The 17,669-nt window shown below is 65.5% G+C and carries 19 protein-coding genes and 1 tRNA gene; all 20 read right to left on the reverse strand.

Going from position 1 to position 17,669, the window contains the following annotated elements; all coding sequences use genetic code 11:
* Positions 1 to 28: 28 nt before the first annotated feature.
* The 20 genes from ABID77_RS05800 to tpiA all read right to left on the reverse strand — a co-directional run bounded on the left by ABID77_RS05800 (position 29) and on the right by tpiA (position 17,664).
* A complete protein-coding gene (locus tag ABID77_RS05800) occupies positions 29 to 517 on the reverse strand; it encodes a DUF1178 family protein (RefSeq protein ID WP_429592154.1) in 489 nt (162 codons plus the stop codon).
* Positions 518 to 525: 8 nt separating this feature from the next.
* The gene (locus ABID77_RS05805) at positions 526 to 1,146 is read right to left on the reverse strand and encodes an NUDIX domain-containing protein (RefSeq protein WP_429592157.1); all 621 of its coding nucleotides are present in this window, start codon (positions 1,144 to 1,146) and stop codon (positions 526 to 528) included.
* Between the two features lie 25 nt (positions 1,147 to 1,171).
* The gene (locus ABID77_RS05810; protein WP_429592160.1) at positions 1,172 to 1,501 is read right to left on the reverse strand and encodes a DUF2818 family protein; all 330 of its coding nucleotides are present in this window, start codon (positions 1,499 to 1,501) and stop codon (positions 1,172 to 1,174) included.
* A 10-nt stretch (positions 1,502 to 1,511) separates the two neighbouring features.
* A complete protein-coding gene (gene nuoN / locus ABID77_RS05815) occupies positions 1,512 to 3,002 on the reverse strand; it encodes an NADH-quinone oxidoreductase subunit NuoN (RefSeq protein WP_429592163.1) in 1,491 nt (496 codons plus the stop codon).
* Positions 3,003 to 3,024: 22 nt separating this feature from the next.
* Complete coding sequence (locus ABID77_RS05820) at positions 3,025 to 4,497, reverse strand: NADH-quinone oxidoreductase subunit M (RefSeq protein WP_429592166.1); 1,473 nt, start codon at positions 4,495 to 4,497, stop codon at positions 3,025 to 3,027.
* A gap of 24 nt (positions 4,498 to 4,521) precedes the next feature.
* Positions 4,522 to 6,621 (reverse strand): NADH-quinone oxidoreductase subunit L, encoded by a 2,100-nt coding sequence (gene nuoL / locus ABID77_RS05825; protein ID WP_429592169.1) that lies wholly within the window; start codon positions 6,619 to 6,621, stop codon positions 4,522 to 4,524.
* A gap of 10 nt (positions 6,622 to 6,631) precedes the next feature.
* On the reverse strand, positions 6,632 to 6,940 hold the full coding sequence (gene nuoK, locus ABID77_RS05830) for an NADH-quinone oxidoreductase subunit NuoK (RefSeq protein ID WP_429592172.1): 309 nt from the start codon (positions 6,938 to 6,940) through the stop codon (positions 6,632 to 6,634).
* Positions 6,937 to 7,590: an NADH-quinone oxidoreductase subunit J gene (locus ABID77_RS05835; RefSeq protein ID WP_429592175.1), complete on the reverse strand. Its 654-nt coding sequence runs from the start codon at positions 7,588 to 7,590 to the stop codon at positions 6,937 to 6,939. Before ABID77_RS05835 ends, nuoK begins: the two co-directional genes overlap by 4 nt.
* 28 nt (positions 7,591 to 7,618) lie before the next feature.
* Positions 7,619 to 8,149, reverse strand: a complete 531-nt coding sequence (gene nuoI / locus ABID77_RS05840; RefSeq protein WP_429592177.1) for an NADH-quinone oxidoreductase subunit NuoI — start codon at positions 8,147 to 8,149, stop codon at positions 7,619 to 7,621.
* Positions 8,150 to 8,164: 15 nt separating this feature from the next.
* Positions 8,165 to 9,241: an NADH-quinone oxidoreductase subunit NuoH gene (gene nuoH, locus ABID77_RS05845; RefSeq protein WP_429592179.1), complete on the reverse strand. Its 1,077-nt coding sequence runs from the start codon at positions 9,239 to 9,241 to the stop codon at positions 8,165 to 8,167.
* Positions 9,238 to 11,439, reverse strand: a complete 2,202-nt coding sequence (nuoG, locus tag ABID77_RS05850; protein WP_429592182.1) for an NADH-quinone oxidoreductase subunit NuoG — start codon at positions 11,437 to 11,439, stop codon at positions 9,238 to 9,240. The genes nuoH and nuoG overlap by 4 nt, the downstream gene beginning before the upstream one ends.
* 23 nt (positions 11,440 to 11,462) lie before the next feature.
* Complete coding sequence (nuoF, locus tag ABID77_RS05855) at positions 11,463 to 12,803, reverse strand: NADH-quinone oxidoreductase subunit NuoF (RefSeq protein WP_429592184.1); 1,341 nt, start codon at positions 12,801 to 12,803, stop codon at positions 11,463 to 11,465.
* Positions 12,800 to 13,348 carry an NADH-quinone oxidoreductase subunit NuoE gene (gene nuoE / locus ABID77_RS05860; RefSeq protein ID WP_429592186.1) on the reverse strand — a complete coding sequence of 183 codons (549 nt, stop codon included), beginning with the start codon at positions 13,346 to 13,348 and terminating at the stop codon, positions 12,800 to 12,802. Before nuoE ends, nuoF begins: the two co-directional genes overlap by 4 nt.
* Positions 13,345 to 14,598: an NADH-quinone oxidoreductase subunit D gene (locus ABID77_RS05865; RefSeq protein WP_429592188.1), complete on the reverse strand. Its 1,254-nt coding sequence runs from the start codon at positions 14,596 to 14,598 to the stop codon at positions 13,345 to 13,347. The genes nuoE and ABID77_RS05865 overlap by 4 nt, the downstream gene beginning before the upstream one ends.
* A 6-nt stretch (positions 14,599 to 14,604) precedes the next feature.
* The gene (locus tag ABID77_RS05870) at positions 14,605 to 15,231 is read right to left on the reverse strand and encodes an NADH-quinone oxidoreductase subunit C (RefSeq protein ID WP_429592191.1); all 627 of its coding nucleotides are present in this window, start codon (positions 15,229 to 15,231) and stop codon (positions 14,605 to 14,607) included.
* A gap of 13 nt (positions 15,232 to 15,244) precedes the next feature.
* Positions 15,245 to 15,727: a NuoB/complex I 20 kDa subunit family protein gene (locus tag ABID77_RS05875; RefSeq protein WP_140839331.1), complete on the reverse strand. Its 483-nt coding sequence runs from the start codon at positions 15,725 to 15,727 to the stop codon at positions 15,245 to 15,247.
* Positions 15,728 to 15,777: 50 nt separating this feature from the next.
* Entirely contained in the window at positions 15,778 to 16,146 is a 369-nt protein-coding gene (locus ABID77_RS05880; protein WP_429592194.1) for an NADH-quinone oxidoreductase subunit A, read from the reverse strand.
* A 66-nt stretch (positions 16,147 to 16,212) separates the two neighbouring features.
* Positions 16,213 to 16,297 (reverse strand) — tRNA-Leu (locus ABID77_RS05885).
* A gap of 116 nt (positions 16,298 to 16,413) precedes the next feature.
* Entirely contained in the window at positions 16,414 to 16,878 is a 465-nt protein-coding gene (gene secG / locus ABID77_RS05890) for a preprotein translocase subunit SecG (protein WP_429592196.1), read from the reverse strand.
* Between the two features lie 36 nt (positions 16,879 to 16,914).
* Positions 16,915 to 17,664, reverse strand: coding sequence for a triose-phosphate isomerase (tpiA, locus tag ABID77_RS05895; RefSeq protein ID WP_429592199.1), 750 nt, complete (start codon positions 17,662 to 17,664; stop codon positions 16,915 to 16,917).
* Positions 17,665 to 17,669 lie beyond the last annotated feature (5 nt).

The following is a 17,669-nucleotide window of genomic DNA, read 5'->3' on the forward strand; positions in this document are numbered from 1 at the left end:
GGCGGCGCATGCCTCGGTCGGCCTCGCCCTACTGCAGCGTGTCCTTCGTCCCCGGCAGGGCCGGAAGGGCCACCACCTCGATGCCTTCGTCGAGCAGGGCCTCGGCCTGTTCCCGCGTGGCGCTGCCACGGATCGCGCGCTCGTCGGCCTCGCCGTAGTGCATCTTGCGAGCTTCTTCGGCGAAGCGGTCGCCGACGTTCTCGGTGTGGGCCAGCAGATGGCGCACGGCGTTCATCCAGCGGGCCTGCGGATTCGGATCCGGTTTCGGCGCCACGGCATTCCGACCCGTGGCCGAGGCGGGCGACGACGCTTCGGCACCGGTGTCGCCGGTCGAAGCCGGCGCCCGGGCACCACTCAGGTTGAGGCGCGGCGCGGCCAGCAGCTTGACGACCGTCGTGGTGCCGCAGACCGGGCATTCCACGAGACCCCGTGCGAGCTGGTCCTCGAAGGCATCGCCCGACGCGAACCAACCTTCGAAGCCATGGCCGTGTTCGCAGCGGAGATCGAGGACCTTCATGGGCCGGATTATCCGACCGCGTCCCCGGTCCCGAGCACCTGCCAGTCGAGTGTCCACGCGCCGGAGAGGACGTTCTGCAGCCAGAGCGTACAGGTCAGCGTCTTGGCGTCGGTCACCGTGCCGTCGCGGCACCAGCCGATCAGTTCCTCGGGCGTGGCGGTGAAGACGTCGACGAACTCCCCGACGTCGAGCTGCCGCTCGCCCAGCGACAGGCCGCGCGCGAAGTAGACGTGGATGATCTCGGTCGAGTACGCGACCGCCAGGTGCATCAGACCGGCATAGGCCCATTCGCGGCCGCTGTAGCCGGTCTCCTCCAGCAGTTCGCGGCGGCCGCAGACGAACGGGTCCTCGCCCGCGTCGAGCTTGCCGGCCGGGAATTCGGTCATCACCCGTCCCACCGGATAGCGGTACTGGCGTTCCAGCACCACGCTGCCGTCGTCGAGCAGGGGCACGACCACCACCGCGCCCGGGTGAATCACGTACTCGCGCGTGGAGGTGCCGCCATCGGGCAGACGCACCGTATCGCGGCGTGCCTTGAGGAAGTTGCCGTCGACCAGCACCTCGCTGGACGTGGCCTCTTCCCTCAGGTGCGATTCGGTCGGGTCGGACGGGGAGGAGGAAGGAATCATGGTGGAAGGCCGATCGCGAGGGGAGTCAGGCGTGGTGCGCATGGCGGCGCTTCAACAGATAGCGCCAGGTGAAGCCGGGGAATGCCAGCACGATGAACAGCGCGCCGGTGACGGCGTAGAACTCCCAGCCCTGCGGGGCGATCTGCCCGGCCCGCTTCTCGAACAGCAAGCCGACGGCACCGGTCAAGCCGTACAGCAGCACCAGTTCGAGGAGTCTCAGTGCCAGTGGCTTGGCGGGTGTCGATGCGCGCATGGGTACCAAGCCCAGGAATCGCTCGGTCAGGAACGGCAGGTTGGCCGCGAGGAGCGCGATCGCCAGCACCAGCCAGATCGACACGCTCTGCGACGACGCCACCGCGCGCGGATCAGTTCGCCAGCGTCGACGCGATGGCGCGCGCGCACAGGTCCATCAGGCCGCTGGGGAGGATGCCGAGTCCCAGGATCAGGGCGCCGTTGAGCGCCAGCACGATCCGCACGTCACCCGGGCTGGAGACCGGCGGCGCCGAGGCGGGCGGCGCGTCGAAGTACATGACCTTGACGATGCGCAGGTAGTAGAAGGCGCCGATCAGCGACATCAGCACCGCGAACACGGCCATCGCGATGTAGGCCGCCTGGCCCGATGCGATCAGCGCCTGCAGCACGGCCAGCTTGGCATAGAAACCGACCAGCGGCGGCAGGCCGGCGAGCGAGAACATCGCCACCGCCATCACGCCGGCGTAGAACGGGCTGCGCTGGTTGAGGCCGGCCAAGTCGGAGATCTCCTCGCTCTCGAAGCCCTCGCGCGCCAGCAGGAGGATGATGCCGAAGCTCGCCAACGTGGTCAGCACGTAGGTCACGACGTAGAACATCGCCGCGCTGTAGGCCAGACCGGTGTTCGCCGCGTTGTCCCCCACCACGCCGCCGACCATGCCCAGCAGCATGAAGCCCATCTGCGAGATGGTCGAATAGGCGAGCATCCGCTTGAGGTTGGTCTGCGCGATGGCGGCCAGGTTGCCCACCAGTAGCGAGGCCACGGCCAGCACGGCCAGCATCTGCTGCCAGTCGAAGGCCAGCGGCAGCAAACCTTCCACCAGCAGGCGGATGATGATGCCGAAGGCGGCCAGCTCGGGTGCCGCGCCGATGAGCAGCGTGATCGCCGTCGGCGCGCCCTGGTAGACGTCGGGCACCCACATGTGGAACGGCGCCGCGCCGACCTTGAACGCCAGGCCGGCGACGATGAAGACCAAGCCGAACACCAGCACCTGGTGATTGACCTGACGGCTGGCGATGGCGCGGAACACCTCGTTGACGTCGAGCGATCCGGTGGCGCCGTACATCATCGACAGGCCGTAGAGCAGGAAGCCGCTGGCCATCGCGCCGAGCACGAAGTACTTCATGGCCGCCTCGCTGGCGGTCGCGTCGTCGCGGCGCAGGGCGACGAGCGCATAGCTCGACAGCGTCAGCAGTTCCAGACCCAGGTAGATCAGCAGGAAGTTGCTGCCGGAGATCATGACGAACATGCCCAGCAGCGACAGCATGCTGATCGTGAAGATTTCGCCGCCGCGCAGCATGCCGCGGTCGGCCGCGTAGGGTCGGCCGTAGACCAGGGTCACCATCAGCGCCAGCGAGGCGAAGCACTTGAGCCAGTTGCCCATCGGATCGCTGACGACCATGTTGCCGAAGCCGTAGATCGTGCGGCCGGCGGCGGCGTTCGAACCCGTGAGCGCGGCGACCACGGCCAGCGTGAGCATCGTAAGGATGTAGGTCCGAGTGCGGCGCGCATCGGTCGAGGACAGGTCGACCAGCGCGATGATGCAGGCCATGACCAGCAGCACGATTTCCGGGTAGATCGCGACCCAGCTGAGTTTGTCAATCATCTCGTTCTCTTCTTCAGCGTGGTCAGGGCAGCTTGGACATCGCCACGTGCCGCAGGAAATCGGCCACGGAGACATCCATCACATCGGTGAAAGGCTTCGGATACAGACCCATCCACAGCACCGCGATCGCCAGCAGGGCCAGCATCAGGAATTCCCGCGCGTCGATGTCCTTCAGCTCCTCGACGTGGTGGTTGCCCACCGGGCCGAGGTAGACGCGCTTGTACATCCACAGCGTGTAGGCGGCACCGAAGATCAGGGCCGTGGCGGCGCCGAAGCCGACCCAGAAGTTGGCCTTGACCGCGCCCAGGATGACCATCCACTCGCCCACGAAACCGGCCGTGCCCGGCAGGCCGCAGTTGGCCATGGCGAACAGCAGCGCGAAGGCGGCGAACTTGGGCATCGTGTTGACCACGCCGCCGTAGTCGGCGATCTGGCGCGAGTGCACGCGGTCGTAGAGCACGCCGATGCCCAGGAACATCGCGGCCGAGACGAAGCCGTGCGCCACCATCTGCACGATGCCGCCGGAGACGCCTAGGTCGTTGAAGATGAAGAAGCCCAATGTCACGAAGCCCATGTGGGCGACCGACGAATAGGCCACCAGCTTCTTCATGTCCTTCTGCACCAGCGCCACCATGCCGACGTAGATCACGGCGATGAGCGACAGCGCGATCATCAGCCAGGCCCATTCGCGCGAGGCATCGGGCGCGATCGGCATGGAGAAGCGCAGGAAGCCGTAGGCGCCCAGCTTCAGCATGATCGCGGCCAGCACGGCGGAACCGCCCGTGGGAGCCTCGACGTGCACGTCGGGCAGCCAGGTGTGAACTGGGAACATCGGCACCTTGACGGCGAAGGCCGCGAAGAAGGCGAAGAACAGGAAGGTCTGCGCGCTTGCCGTGAGCGGCAGGCGATGCCAGGTCAGGATGTCGAAGCTGCCGCCCGACTTGTTGTACAGGTAGATCAGCGCGACCAGCATGAGCAGCGAGCCGAGCAGCGTGTACAGGAAGAACTTGAACGCCGCGTAGATCTTGTTCGGACCGCCCCAGATGCCGATGATCAGGTACATCGGGATCAGCGTGGCTTCGAAGAAGACGTAGAACAGCAGGCCGTCGAGGGCCGCGAAGACGCCGATCATCAGGCCCGACAGGATCAGGAACGCGCCCATGTACTGGTTGACGCGTTCCGTGATCACCTCCCAGGCCGAGATCACGACGATGACGGTGATGAACGCGGTCAGCAGCACCAGCCACAGCGAGATCCCGTCGACCCCCAGGTGGTAGTTGATGTTGAAACGTTCGATCCAGGGCGCCTTCTCGACGAACTGCATCGCCGAGGTCCCGTTCTGGAACCGCGAGTACAGGGGCAGCGTCACGACGAAGCTGGCGATCGACCCGAGGAGCGCGACCCAGCGCACGACGTTCGCACTGTTCCGGCCGAACGCCAGCAACAGGGTGCCGATCGCGATCGGCAACCAGATGGCAAGGCTCAACAAACCCATTTTTATTGTTCTCCAGCGCAGCGCTTATTTGTTGAACCAGACGAAATACGTCATGAGCAGGAAGATGCCCAGCAACATCGCCATCGCGTAGTGATAGATGTAACCCGACTGCACGCCGCGCACCGCGCCGGCGATGCGGCCGATGGTGCGCCACGAGCCGTTGACGATCGCGCCGTCGATGAGGGCCTGGTCGCCGCCCTTCCAGAAGGCGGTGCCCAGCGCCCGCGTGCCGCGCGCCACGATGTTCTCGTTGATCCAGTCGAGGTAGTACTTGTTTTCCAGCAGACGATAGACCGGGCCGAAACCGCGCTTGATCGCCGCCGGCAGCGCCGGGTTGATCATGTACATGTAGTACGACAGCGCGACGCCAGCGAGCGCCAGCCAGAACGGCGCCGTCGTCAGGCCGTGCAGCGCCATCGCCATCGGACCGTGGAAGGCCTCTTCCATCTCGCGCATCGCGGCATGCTTGTCGAGGTTGAAGAAGATCGCGTCCTTGAAGAACTCGCCGTAGAGCATCGGCTCGATGGTGAAGAATCCGATGACCACCGACGGGATGGCCAGCAGCACCAGCGGCAGCCAGACCACCCAGGGCGACTCGTGCGGCTTCTCGTCGTGACCATGGCCGTGATGTGCGTCGTGCGGCGTCGTCGCGTGGGCCGTGGCATGCGCGGCGTGACCGTCGTCGTGGCCGTCGAGCGGTTCCTCGTCGGAGTGATGCGCATGGTGCGCGTCCGGATTCTGGTCGTAGCGTTCCTTGCCGTGGAAGACCAGGAAGTACATGCGGAACGAGTAGAACGCCGTCACGAAGACGCCCGCGAGCACGGCGAAGTACGCGAAGCCGGCGCCGGCCAGATGGCTCTCGTGAACCGCCTCGATGATGCTGTCCTTGGAGTAGAAGCCCGAGAACAGCGGCGTGCCGATCAGTGCCAGCGAACCCAGCAGCGAGGTGATCCAGGTGATGGGCATGTACTTGCGCACGCCGCCCATCCAGCGGATGTCCTGGTTGTGATGCATGCCGATGATGACCGACCCGGCGCCGAGAAACAGCAACGCCTTAAAGAACGCGTGCGTCATCAGGTGGAACACCGCCACCGAGTACGCCGAGGCACCGAGCGCCACCGTCATGTAGCCCAGCTGCGACAGCGTCGAATAGGCGACGACGCGCTTGATGTCGTTCTGGATGATGCCCAGGAAGCCCATGAACAGTGCCGTGATGGCGCCGATCACCAGGATGAAGCTCAATGCCGTGTCGCTCAGCTCGAACAGCGGCGACATGCGCGCCACCATGAAGATGCCGGCCGTCACCATCGTCGCGGCGTGGATCAGCGCGGAGATGGGCGTCGGGCCTTCCATCGAGTCGGGCAGCCAGACGTGCAGCGGGAACTGCGCGCTCTTGCCCATCGCGCCGATGAACAGGCAGATGCAGATCACCGTCACCAGCATCCACTGCGTGCCCGGGAAGGTCAGGGCGGCCAGCGCGTCGGCCTTGGCGAAGGCCTCACCGTAGTTCAGCGTACCGGCATAGGCCGCGATCAGGCCGATGCCCAGGATGAAGCCGAAGTCGCCCACGCGGTTGACCAGGAAGGCCTTCATGTTGGCGAAGATCGCCGTCGGCTTGTTGAACCAGAAACCGATCAGCAGGTACGACACCAGGCCCACCGCCTCCCAGCCGAAGAACAGCTGGAGCATGTTGTTGCTCATCACGAGCATCAGCATGGAGAAGGTGAACAGCGAGATGTAGGCGAAGAAGCGGTTGTAGCCCTCGTCCTCCTCCATGTAGCCGATGGTGTAGATGTGCACCATCAGCGACACGAAGGTCACCACACACATCATCATGGCGGTCAGGCCGTCGACCAGGAAGCCGACTTCCATCTTCAGGCCGCCCACCACCATCCAGGTGTAGAGCGTCTCGTTGAAGCGGGCACCGTCGGTGACGACGCTCTTGAGCGTCATCGCCGAGATGACGAAGGCGATCAGCACGCCCAGGATGGTCAGCGAGTGCGTGACCTTGCGGCCGATGTGGTTGCCGCCGAACTTCGTGCCGAACAGGCCGGCCAGGGCGGCGCCCACCAGGGGAGCCAGCGGGACGGCCAGCAGCGTGGATGCGGAGAGAGTTGCGCTCATATGGAAAGCCTCAGCCCTTGAGCGAGTTCAACTCGTCGACGCTGATGGTCGACTTGTTGCGGAACAACAGTACCAGGAGGGCCAGTCCGATGGCCGACTCGGCGGCCGCCACGGTCAGGATGAAGAACACGAAGATCTGTCCGTGCATGTCGCCCAGGTAATGGGAGAACGCGACGAAGTTCATGTTGACGGCCAGCAGCATCAGCTCGACGCACATCAGCAGGACGATCAGGTTCTTGCGGTTGAGGAAGATGCCGATCACCGACATCGCGAACAGGATCGCGCCCAGCGTCAGGTAGTGCGAGAGGGTCAGGGTCATGGCTTCTTCTCCACGGCTGCGGCGGCCGCCGGCGCTTCGGTCTGCGCCGGAGGCGCCGCACGGGTGGCGTCGAGCTTCACGACGCTCAGGCGGTCGCGCGCCTTCACGTGGATCTGCGTGCTCACGTCGATGAACTTGCTGTCCTTGCGCTCGCGCAGGGTGAGCGCGATGGCCGCGATCATGGCGACCACCAGGATCACGGCGGCGATCTGCACCGGATAGAGGTATTCGGTGTAGAGCAACATGCCCAGGGCGTGCGTGTTCGACGCCTGCGCGGCGCCTGCCTGCACGGCGATCGGCATCTCGCGGAAGCCGCCCATCAGCACGTACGCCATCTCCAGCGCGATCACCACGCCGATGAACGCCGCCAGCGGGAAGTGCTTCCAGAAGCCCTGCCGCAGGCTGTCGATGTTCAGGTCGAGCATCATCACCACGAACAGGAACAGCACCATCACGGCGCCGAGGTACACCAGCACCAGCACGATGGCCAGGAACTCGGCCTCGAGCAGCAGCCAGACGGCCGACGCCTGCGAGAACGCCAGCATGAGGTAGAGCACCGCATGCACGGGATTGCGCGCGGTGATGACCCGAAAGGCCGCGAACAGCAGCACGATCGAGAACAGGTAGAAGAAGCCGGTCTTGACGTCCATGGATTTTTTTCTTTGGGGCGTCCGTCGTTCAACGGTATTTCGCGTCCGCGGCCTTGTTGGCCGCGATCTCGGTCTCGTACCGGTCGCCGACGGCGAGCAGCATTTCCTTGGTGAAGTACAGGTCGCCCCGCTTCTCGCCGTGGTACTCCAGGATGTGCGTCTCGACGATCGAGTCGACCGGGCAGCTTTCCTCGCAGAAGCCGCAGAAGATGCATTTGGTCAGGTCGATGTCGTAACGCGTGGTGCGGCGCGAACCGTCCTCGCGCACGTCCGACTCGATGCTGATTGCGACCGCCGGGCAGACGGCCTCGCACAGCTTGCAGGCGATGCAGCGCTCCTCGCCGTTCTCGTAGCGACGCAGCGCGTGCAGGCCGCGGAAGCGCGGCGACAGCGGCGTCTTCTCTTCCGGGAACTGGACCGTGATCTTGCGGCGGAACGCATAGCGCCCCGTCAGGACCATGCCCTTGAACAGTTCGGCGAGCATGAAGCTCTTGAGGAAATCCCCGACCGAGAAGGCGGACTTCGACGGCGCCGCGGCGACCGTGGTGGATGAAGGCATCGTGTGTTGCTCCGCTTATTTCCAGATGGACCAGGGCGTCTGCATCCAGGCCCCGACCACCAGCAGCCACACCAGGGTGACCGGAATGAAGATCTTCCAGCCCAGACGCATGATCTGGTCATAGCGGAAGCGCGGGAAGGTGCCGCGGATCCAGATGAAGGTGGACACCACGAAGAAGGTCTTGAGGCCGAGCCAGATCCAGCCGGGAATGAAGTCGAGGAAGCCGACCGGCGACAGCCAGCCGCCCAGGAACATCAGGGCCGCCAGGATCGACACCAGCCACATGCTGGCGTACTCCGCCAGGAAGAAGATCGCGAAGCCCATGCCCGAGTACTCGACCATGTGGCCGGCCACGATCTCCGCCTCGCCCTCGACGACGTCGAACGGGTGGCGGTTGGTCTCGGCGACGCCGGAGATCACGTAGACGACGAAGATCGGCAGCAGCGGCAGCCAGTTCCAGGACAGGAAGCCGAGCCCCATGGAGGCACCCATGCCGATGCCCTGCGAACTCACGACATCGCCCAGCCTCAGGCTGCCCGTGACCATGATCACCACCACCAGGCAGAAGCCCATGGCGATCTCGTAGCTCACCATCTGCGCCGAGGCGCGCATGGCGCCCAGGAAGGCGTACTTCGAGTTCGATGCCCAGCCGGCGATGATCACGCCGTAGACCTCGATCGAGGTGATGGCCATGATCAGCAGCAGACCGGCATTGACGTTGGCCAGGATGGCCTCGGGGCCGAACGGGATCGCCACCCAGGCCGCCAGCGCCGGCATGATCGCCATAACGGGACCGAGACGGAACAGGCCCGGGCTCGCCGCTGACGGGCTGATGATTTCCTTGGTCAGCAGCTTGAGCGCGTCGGCGATCGGCTGCAGCAGGCCCAGCGGGCCGACCCGGTTGGGTCCGTGGCGGACCTGGATCCAGCCGAGGAACTTGCGCTCCCACAATGTCAGATAGGCCACCGCGCCCAGCAGCGGGAGCAGCACGCAGATGATCTTGATCATCGACCAGATCACCGGCCAGCCACCGGCGGTCCACCAACGCGCCGAGATCAGTCCCTGACCGAAAGCGTGAATCGAATCGATCATGCGGCCACCTCGTCGAGCGTCACGTGCTGGCCCTGGGACACGCCCTTGGCGGCATGCCGGCTGCCGCGTCCGTCGGCGGTCAGCTGCAGCGACGGCGCGCGGCGCGTCAGCCCGTCGAGTTCGTAGATGGCGGCCACCACGGGATCGGCGGCACCTTCGACCGGCGCGGAGGTCAGATCGAAATTCTCCGGCGCGGCGTTGCCGAGCAGGACCGCCGGCACGTGGGTCGCCTTCTGGTTCTCGGCCGTGCCCAGCACGTGCGCGAGCACGTCCTGCACGGTCTCGAATTCGAAGCCCTTCAGGCCGAGCAGGTTGGCCAGCACGCGCAGCACCTTCCAGGCCGGACGGGTGTCGCCCAGCGGCTTGGTAACGGCGTGGAAACTCTGGATGCGACCCTCGGCATTGACGAAGGTGCCCGGCGTCTCGGAGAACGGCGAGATCGGCAGCAGCACGTCGCTGAACGCCAAGTTGGCCTTGAACGGGCTCAGCGTGACGACCATCTGGGCGTGCTCGAGTCCGGCGCGCACCTCGGCACCGGCGGCGGAGTCGAATTCGGGCTCGTTGTTCAGCAGCAGCAGCGCCTTCGCGCCACCGGCCAGCATCTGCGCTGCGTTCAGGCCATCGGCGCCCGGAAGCGCCCCGACCCATTGCGCGCCGACCGTGTTGGCCGCCTCGGTCAGGTAGCCGACGCTGGCGCCGGTGTGCACGCCGATCCACTGCGCCAGCGCCAGCAGGCGCGATGCGTCCGCGTGATGCGCGGCCGCGTTGCCCAGCAGGATGGCCTTGCGTTCGCCGCCCAGCAGCGAGGTCGCGATCGCCTTGGCGGTGTCGGTCGCCTCGCCACGCATCGGAGCGGCTTCGCCCTTCTCCGCGCCGATCGCCGCGGCCACGTCCGCGAGCGCCTGCGCCCAGTCGCCGGCCGGTGCCGTGTGCACCTCGGCGAGCGGCATTGCCCAGGCGTCGTGCGTGGCGAGTTCGCGTTCGGAAGCGATCACGCCGACGGCGGCGCCCTTGCGCGCAGCCTGACGAATGCGTTGGGCGAACAGCGGGTGGTCCTTGCGCAGGTTGGAACCGATCACCAGCACGCGCTGGAGGTTCGTCAACGACGCGATCGAGGTGCCGAGCCAGCGGATGTTCTTCGACGTTCCGAAGTCGGCGTTGCGCAGGCGGTGGTCGATGTTCTCGCTGCCCAGGCCGCGCACCAGCGCGGTCGCCAGCGAGAGTTCCTCGACGGTGCTGTGCGGGCTGACCAGTGCGCCGATCGCCGACGCACCATGGTCGGCCTTGATCTGGCGCAGGCCGTTGGCCACGTACTCGAGCGCCGTCTGCCAGTCGACCGCCTGCCATTGACCGCCCTGCTTGAGCATGGGCTGGCGCAGGCGCTCGCCGCTGTTGAGCGCTTCGTACGAGAAGCGGTCCCGGTCGGCGAGCCAGCATTCGTTGACGTCCTCGTTCTCGAGGGGAACAACGCGCATGACCTGGTTGTTCTTGACCTGGACGATCAGGTTGGCACCGGTCGAGTCGTGCGGGCTGACCGACTTGCGGCGCGACAACTCCCACGTGCGGGCGCTGTAGCGGAACGGCTTGCTCGTGAGCGCGCCGACCGGACAGACGTCGATCATGTTGCCCGAGAGCTCCGAATCGATGGTCTCGCCGGCCACGGTCGTGATCTCGGAATGCTCGCCGCGATGGATCATGCCCAGTTCCATCACGCCGGCCACTTCCTGGCCGAAGCGCACGCAGCGGGTGCAATGGATGCAGCGGGTCATCTCCTCCATGCTGATCAGCGGGCCGACGTCCTTGTGGAAGACGACGCGTTTCTCCTCCTCGTAGCGCGAGGACGAACCGCCGTAGCCCACGGCCAGGTCCTGCAGCTGGCACTCGCCGCCCTGGTCGCAGATCGGGCAGTCCAGCGGGTGGTTGATGAGGAGGAACTCCATCACCGACTGCTGGGCCTTGATGGCCTTGTCGCTCTTGGTGCGCACGATCATGCCCTGCGTCACGGGCGTGGCGCAGGCCGGCATCGGCTTGGGCGCCTTCTCCACGTCGACCAAGCACATGCGGCAGTTGGCCGCGATGCTGAGCTTCTTGTGATAGCAGAAGTGCGGGATGTACGTGCCCGCCTTGTCGGCCGCATGCATGATCATGCTGCCTTCGGTCACGTCGACTTTCTTGCCGTCGAGTTCGATTTCAACCATAGGGATGTGTCGCGGTTTCGTGCTCAGGCGTTGGCGGGAGTCTTGGCGACGTAGCCCGGAATCAGTGCCTCGAACTCGTGGCGGAAATGTTTGATCATGGCGCGCACCGGCATCGCCGCCGCATCGCCCAGCGCGCAGATGGTGCGGCCCTGGATGTTGTCGGCCACCGAGTTGAGCAGATCCATGTCGGTGGACTTGCCATGGCCGTTGTGGATGCGGTCGACCACGCGCCAGAGCCAGCCCGTGCCTTCGCGGCACGGCGTGCATTGGCCGCAGGACTCGTGCATGTAGAAGTATGAGAGGCGCCGCAGCGACTCGACCATCGAACGGCTGTCGTCCATGACGATGACCGCGCCCGAACCCAGCATCGAACCCGCCTTGGCGATCGAGTCGTAGTCCATGGTGCAATCCATCATGATGGACGCGGGCAGCACGGGCGAAGACGATCCACCCGGGATCACGGCCTTGAGCTGACGGCCCTTGCGCACGCCGCCGGCGAGTTCGAGCAGCTTGGAGAACGGTGTGCCCATGGGCACTTCGTAGTTGCCTGGCAACTCGACGTCGCCGCTGACCGAATAGATCTTGGTGCCGCCGTTGTTGGGCTTGCCGCAAGCCAGGTAGGCCGGTCCGCCGTTGCGGATGATCCACGGCACCGCCGCGAAGGTCTCGGTGTTGTTGATGGTGGTCGGCTTGCCGTAGAGGCCGAAGCTGGCCGGGAACGGCGGCTTGAAGCGCGGCTGCCCCTTCTTGCCTTCGAGCGACTCCAGCAGGGCCGTCTCCTCGCCGCAGATGTAGGCGCCGAAACCGTGCGCGGCATGCAACTGGAAGTTGTAGCCGCTGCCCATGATGCCGTCGCCCAGGTAGCCGGCCGCCCTCGCCTCTTCCAGGGCTTCCTCGAACCGCTCGTAGGTCCCGAAGATCTCGCCGTGGATGTAGTTGTAGCCGACGCTGATGCCCATGGCGAAGGCCGCGATGGCCATGCCCTCGATCACGATGTGCGGGTTGAACTGCAGGATGTCGCGGTCCTTGCAGGTGCCGGGCTCGCCTTCGTCGGAGTTGCAGACGAGGTACTTCTGGCCCGGGAACTGGCGCGGCATGAAGCTCCACTTCAGTCCGGTCGGGAAGCCCGCGCCGCCACGGCCGCGCAGGCCGGAGCCCTTGACCTCGGCGATCACCTGATCGGGCGTCATGCCCTCGGTCAGGATCTTGCGCAGCGCCTGGTAGCCGCCGCGTGCCTCGTAGTCGGCCAAGCGCCAGTTCGTGCCGTCGAGACCGGCATAGATCTGCGCATCGATGTGGCGATCGTGGAAGCAGGTCTGGACACCCGTCGCGCGGAACTGTTCCAGGACTTGGTCGGGCGTCATGCGGCCTCCCCGTTCGAGGCCGGCGCGTGCACGCTGGCGCGCAACCCGTCGACCAATTGATCGAGCTTCTCACCGGTCATGAAACTGCACATCGTGCGGTCGTTGACCAGCATCACCGGCGAATCGGCGCAGGCACCCAGGCATTCGCTCTGCTGCAGCGTGAACAGGCCGTCGGCCGTCGTACCGCCCATGCCGATGCCCAGCTTCTTCTCGAGGTGCGCGAGCGCCTTCTCGCCGTCGCGCAGCTGGCACGGCAGGTTGGTGCAGACGTTGAGCTTGAAGCGGCCGATCGGCTGCTGGTTGTACATGTTGTAGAAGGTCGTGACCTCGTGCACGGCGATCTGCGGCATGCCGAGCACGTCGGCGACGACCTTCTCGTGATCGGCACTGACGTGGCCGTGCTCCTGCTGCACGATGGCCAGGCAGGCCATGACGGCCGACTGGGCCTGGTCGGCCGGGTACTTGGCGATCTCGCGCGCGAAGCGCTGGTGCGTGGCATCCGACAACGGCTGCGCGCCGGCCGGGTTGGAAATGCTGTCGTTCATCGGTCGATTTCTCCAAACACGATGTCGAGCGTGCCGATGATGGCCACGGTGTCGGCGATCATGTGGCCGCGCGTGAGTTCGTCGAGCGCGGCGAGGTGGGCGAAGCCGGGAGCGCGGATCTTCAGGCGGTAGGGCTTGTTGGCGCCATCGCTCATCAGGTAGATGCCGAACTCGCCCTTCGGGTGTTCCACCGCCGCGTAGGCCTCGCCTTCGGGCACGTGGAAGCCTTCGGTGAAGAGCTTGAAGTGATGGATCAGCTCTTCCATGTTGGCCTTCATCGACTCCCGCGCGGGCGCGGCCACCTTGTGGTTGTCGGTGATGACCGGGCCGGGGTTGGCCTTGAGCCAGTCCACGCACTGCTTGATGATGCGGTTGGACTGCACCATCTCCTCCATGCGCACCAGGTAGCGGTCGTAGCAGTCGCCCGTCTTGCCCACCGGGATGTCGAAATCCATGCGGTCGTAGACGTCGTAGGGCTGCTTCTTGCGCAGGTCCCAGGCGATGCCCGAGCCGCGCAGCATCGGGCCGGTCAGGCCCAGGTTGAGCGCGCGCTCGGGCGACATGACGCCGATGCCCACGGTGCGCTGCTTCCAGATGCGGTTGTCGGTCAGCAGCGTGTGGTACTCCTCCACGTGCTTCGTGAAGCGCTGCGTGAAGTCGTCGATGAAGTCGAGGACCGAGCCGCTGCGGTTCTCGTTCATCCGCGCCAGTGCCTTGGCGTTCTTGATCTTGCTGACCTTGTACTGCGGCATCGCGTCGGGCAGGTCGCGATAGACGCCGCCCGGACGGAAATAGGCCGCGTGCATGCGCGCGCCCGATACCGCCTCGTAGACGTCGAACAGGTCCTCGCGCTCGCGGAACGCGTAGATCAGGATGGTCGAACTGCCGCAGTCGTTGCCGTGCGAGCCCAGCCACATCAGGTGGTTGAGCAGGCGCGTGATCTCGCCGAACATGACGCGGATGTACTGGGCGCGGATCGGCACCTCGAGGCCCAGGAGCTTCTCGATCGCCAAGCAATAGGCGTGCTCGTTGCTCATCATCGACACGTAGTCGAGACGGTCCATGTAGGGCAGCGACTGGATGTACGTCTTGCCCTCGGCCAGTTTCTCGGTGGCACGGTGCAGCAACCCGATGTGCGGGTCGGCGCGCTGGACGACCTCGCCGTCGAGTTCGAGCACCAGGCGCAGGACACCGTGCGCTGCGGGGTGCTGCGGGCCCAGGTTGAGCGTGTAGTTCTTGATTTCAGCCATGTTCGATCACCGGGGCACGACCTTGGATGCCGGGCCCCCGTAGTTCTCCTCGCGGATGATGCGCGGCGTGACCTCGCGCGACTCGATGGTCACGGACTGGTAGACGACGCGCTTCAGGTCTTCGTCGTAGCGCATCTCGACGTTGCCGTTGAGCGGGAAATCCTTGCGGAACGGATGGCCGATGAAGCCGTAGTCGGTCAGGATGCGGCGCAGGTCCTCGTGCCCTTCGAACACGATGCCGAAGAGGTCGAAAGCCTCGCGCTCGAACCAGTTGACCGAACTCCAGAGGTGCATCAGCGATGGCAGCACCGGAAAGTCGTCGTCTGCGCAGAAGACCTTGACGCGCACGCGCTGGTTCAGACTCGTCGACAGCAGATGCACCACCGCCGCGTAGCGCAGGCCTTCCCAGACGCTGTCGCGGTAGGCCGAATAGTCGACGCCGCACAGGTCGATCAGTTGCTCGAACCTGCATTCCGGCGCATCGCGAAGGATGCGCATGGCTTCCAGGTAGTCGGCGGCCTTGACCACCACCGTCAGTTCGCCCAGGGCCACCGTGGCGCTCTTGAGCTTGTCGCCGAGCGCGCGCTCGACGTTCGTTTTCAACGCGGCCGGGTCGATCGCAAAAGCTGTCATGGATGTGGGCCCTTCAAGCGCGCGCGATGGTGTTGGTGCGACGCACCTTCTGCTGCAGCTGGATGATCCCGTAGATCAGCGCTTCGGCCGTCGGCGGGCAGCCGGGCACGTAGACGTCTACCGGCACGATGCGATCGCAGCCGCGCACCACGGAATAGCTGTAGTGGTAGTAGCCGCCGCCGTTGGCGCACGAACCCATCGACAGCACCCAGCGCGGCTCCGCCATCTGGTCGTAGACCTTGCGCAGGGCCGGCGCCATCTTGTTGCACAGCGTGCCGGCGACGATCATCAGATCGGATTGACGAGGGCTGGCACGGAACACCTCGGCGCCGAAACGGCCGATGTCGTAACGCGCCGCCGCCGCGTGCATCATTTCCACGGCGCAGCAGGCCAGACCGAAGGTCATGGGCCACAGCGAACCGGTTTTCGCCCAGTTCACCACGGAGTCGTACGACGTGGTGACGAAACCTTCTTTGAAAACGCCTTCAATGGCCATGGCTGTACCTTGTTTCTTCGTGGGTGCGGCGAACGCCGCGCAGGCAATTCCTATTCCCAGTCAAGGGCGCCCTTTTTCCATTCGTAGACGAAGCCCACGACCAGGATCGCCAAAAAGATCACGACCGCCACGAACGCGGTGGCGCCCTGCGCGGTGAGTTCCGTGAAGGCCACGGCCCAGGGAAACAGGAAAGCGATCTCGAGATCGAAAAGAATGAACAGGATCGCAACGAGGTAATAGCGGACGTCGAACTGCATCCGAGCGTTCTCGAACGCTTCGAAGCCGCACTCGTAGGGGGAATTCTTGGCCGCGTCGGGCCGGTTGGGGCCGAGCAGATAGCCCAGCGCCTGAGGAGCGATGCCGACTCCGATGCCGACCAGGATGAACAACAGGACGGGGAGGTAGGAATCGAGGTTCATCGTTGTTCTATCACCGCTTGCCACCGACAGACATCAGCTGCTTTGCTGACACCTGCCGGTGAGATTTGGTGCGGTCGGCGAGACTCGAACTCGCACAGCTTTCGCCACTACCCCCTCAAGATAGCGTGTCTACCAATTTCACCACGACCGCGGTTTTGACTGTCCGGATGGCATGAGGAACCCAAGAGTTTTTGGCTTTCCGGACAGCTTACGAGTTTACCCTGAAATACATCCGGTTTTCCAGCCGGATCGAAGGAACATGACAGATTATTGCGTCGATCCGGTGCCGGAAGCCGGCGCCGCCGGAGCCGGCACCACGGTCGGGGCGGGAACGGCCTGCACGGCCGGTGTCGTCGGCGCCACGGGGATCGTGTTGCTCGATGGAATCTGCGATGCGGCTCCGGTCGACGCGGGTGCCGACGCGGCAGGTGCCGCGGCCGGCAGCGGCGTTCCGGTCGTGGCCCGCTCCAGCAGGCTGCCGCCGCCCGCGGGACGGGCATGGCTGAAATAGGCCAGCAGCAGGGTCGTCACGAAGAAGACCGCGGCGAGAACCGCCGTCGTGCGCGACAGGAAGTTGGCGCTGCCGCTGGCGCCGAACAGGCTGCCCGCACTGCCGCTGCCGAAGGCCGCGCCCATGTCGGCGCCCTTGCCGTGCTGGATCAGGATCAGCCCGATCATCGCCAGCGCGGTGAGCATCTGCACGCCCACCAGAATATTGAGAACCACGTTCATTGTTGTCACTCCTTGTTGAAACGCCCGCGCCTCGCCTCAGCGGGCCGCAGCGATGATCTGCAGAAAGTCCGGCGCCTTGAGCGAGGCGCCGCCGATGAGCCCACCGTCGATGTCGGGCTGCGCCAGCAGTTCGGCGGCGTTGGCGGCGTTCATGCTGCCGCCGTAGAGGATGCGGATCCCGGCCGCATGGTCGCTCGCCGCGTGATGGAGTTGCGCGCGCAGCACGGCATGCACCGACTGCGCCTGCTCGGGCGTCGCCGTCTTGCCGGTGCCGATGGCCCAGACCGGTTCGTAGGCCACGACGATTTCGCTGATGCAGTGCCCGTTGGCATGGATGACGGCGGCGAGTTGCCGCTTCACGACCTCCTCGGTGCGCCCTGCCTCGCGTTCGGCCAGCGTCTCGCCGACGCACACGATCGGCGTGATGCCCGCGCCGAGCGCGGCGCCCGCCTTCGCCGCCACGTGATCGTCGGCCTCGCGGTGGTATTCGCGCCGTTCCGAATGCCCCACGATGGCGTAGAGCACGCCGAATTCCTTCAGCATCGAAGCGGATTTCTCGCCGGTGAAGGCACCGTGCGGCCGGGCGGAGATGTCCTGCGCGCCGAGCGCGAGCGGAGACCCCGTCACCAGGGCCTGCACCTGTGCCAGATAGGGCGACGGCACGCACAGCGCGACGTCGCAGGCCGGCGTGCCGATGTCGCGCAGCAAGGCACCGACGAGCGCCTCGTTGACCGCGAGGCTGCCGTTCATCTTCCAGTTGCCCGCGATGAGCTTCCTGTTCGTCATGTCGA

The sequence above is a fragment of the Variovorax sp. PvP013 genome (assembly GCF_050435945.1).
In the GTDB taxonomy this organism is placed as follows: Bacteria; Pseudomonadota; Gammaproteobacteria; order Burkholderiales; family Burkholderiaceae_C; genus Variovorax.

What these genes read in the sequence shown, in the direction of transcription:
- nuoI (WP_429592177.1), bottom strand. Translation starts at nt 8,149, where the DNA reads ATGCCTTCATCCACCACGGTCGCCGCGGCGCCGTCGAAGTCCGCCTTC.
- nuoN (WP_429592163.1), bottom strand. Translation starts at nt 3,002, where the DNA reads ATGATTGACAAACTCAGCTGGGTCGCGATCTACCCGGAAATCGTGCTG.
- nuoK (WP_429592172.1), bottom strand. Translation starts at nt 6,940, where the DNA reads ATGACCCTGACCCTCTCGCACTACCTGACGCTGGGCGCGATCCTGTTC.
- ABID77_RS05870 (WP_429592191.1), bottom strand. Translation starts at nt 15,231, where the DNA reads ATGACAGCTTTTGCGATCGACCCGGCCGCGTTGAAAACGAACGTCGAG.
- nuoF (WP_429592184.1), bottom strand. Translation starts at nt 12,803, where the DNA reads ATGACGCCCGACCAAGTCCTGGAACAGTTCCGCGCGACGGGTGTCCAG.
- ABID77_RS05865 (WP_429592188.1), bottom strand. Translation starts at nt 14,598, where the DNA reads ATGGCTGAAATCAAGAACTACACGCTCAACCTGGGCCCGCAGCACCCC.
- nuoL (WP_429592169.1), bottom strand. Translation starts at nt 6,621, where the DNA reads ATGAGCGCAACTCTCTCCGCATCCACGCTGCTGGCCGTCCCGCTGGCT.
- nuoG (WP_429592182.1), bottom strand. Translation starts at nt 11,439, where the DNA reads ATGGTTGAAATCGAACTCGACGGCAAGAAAGTCGACGTGACCGAAGGC.
- ABID77_RS05820 (WP_429592166.1), bottom strand. Translation starts at nt 4,497, where the DNA reads ATGGGTTTGTTGAGCCTTGCCATCTGGTTGCCGATCGCGATCGGCACC.
- ABID77_RS05835 (WP_429592175.1), bottom strand. Translation starts at nt 7,590, where the DNA reads ATGGACGTCAAGACCGGCTTCTTCTACCTGTTCTCGATCGTGCTGCTG.
- tpiA (WP_429592199.1), bottom strand. Translation starts at nt 17,664, where the DNA reads ATGACGAACAGGAAGCTCATCGCGGGCAACTGGAAGATGAACGGCAGC.
- ABID77_RS05805 (WP_429592157.1), bottom strand. Translation starts at nt 1,146, where the DNA reads ATGATTCCTTCCTCCTCCCCGTCCGACCCGACCGAATCGCACCTGAGG.
- ABID77_RS05800 (WP_429592154.1), bottom strand. Translation starts at nt 517, where the DNA reads ATGAAGGTCCTCGATCTCCGCTGCGAACACGGCCATGGCTTCGAAGGT.
- secG (WP_429592196.1), bottom strand. Translation starts at nt 16,878, where the DNA reads ATGAACGTGGTTCTCAATATTCTGGTGGGCGTGCAGATGCTCACCGCG.
- nuoE (WP_429592186.1), bottom strand. Translation starts at nt 13,348, where the DNA reads ATGAACGACAGCATTTCCAACCCGGCCGGCGCGCAGCCGTTGTCGGAT.
- nuoH (WP_429592179.1), bottom strand. Translation starts at nt 9,241, where the DNA reads ATGATCGATTCGATTCACGCTTTCGGTCAGGGACTGATCTCGGCGCGT.
- ABID77_RS05880 (WP_429592194.1), bottom strand. Translation starts at nt 16,146, where the DNA reads ATGAACCTCGATTCCTACCTCCCCGTCCTGTTGTTCATCCTGGTCGGC.
- ABID77_RS05875 (WP_140839331.1), bottom strand. Translation starts at nt 15,727, where the DNA reads ATGGCCATTGAAGGCGTTTTCAAAGAAGGTTTCGTCACCACGTCGTAC.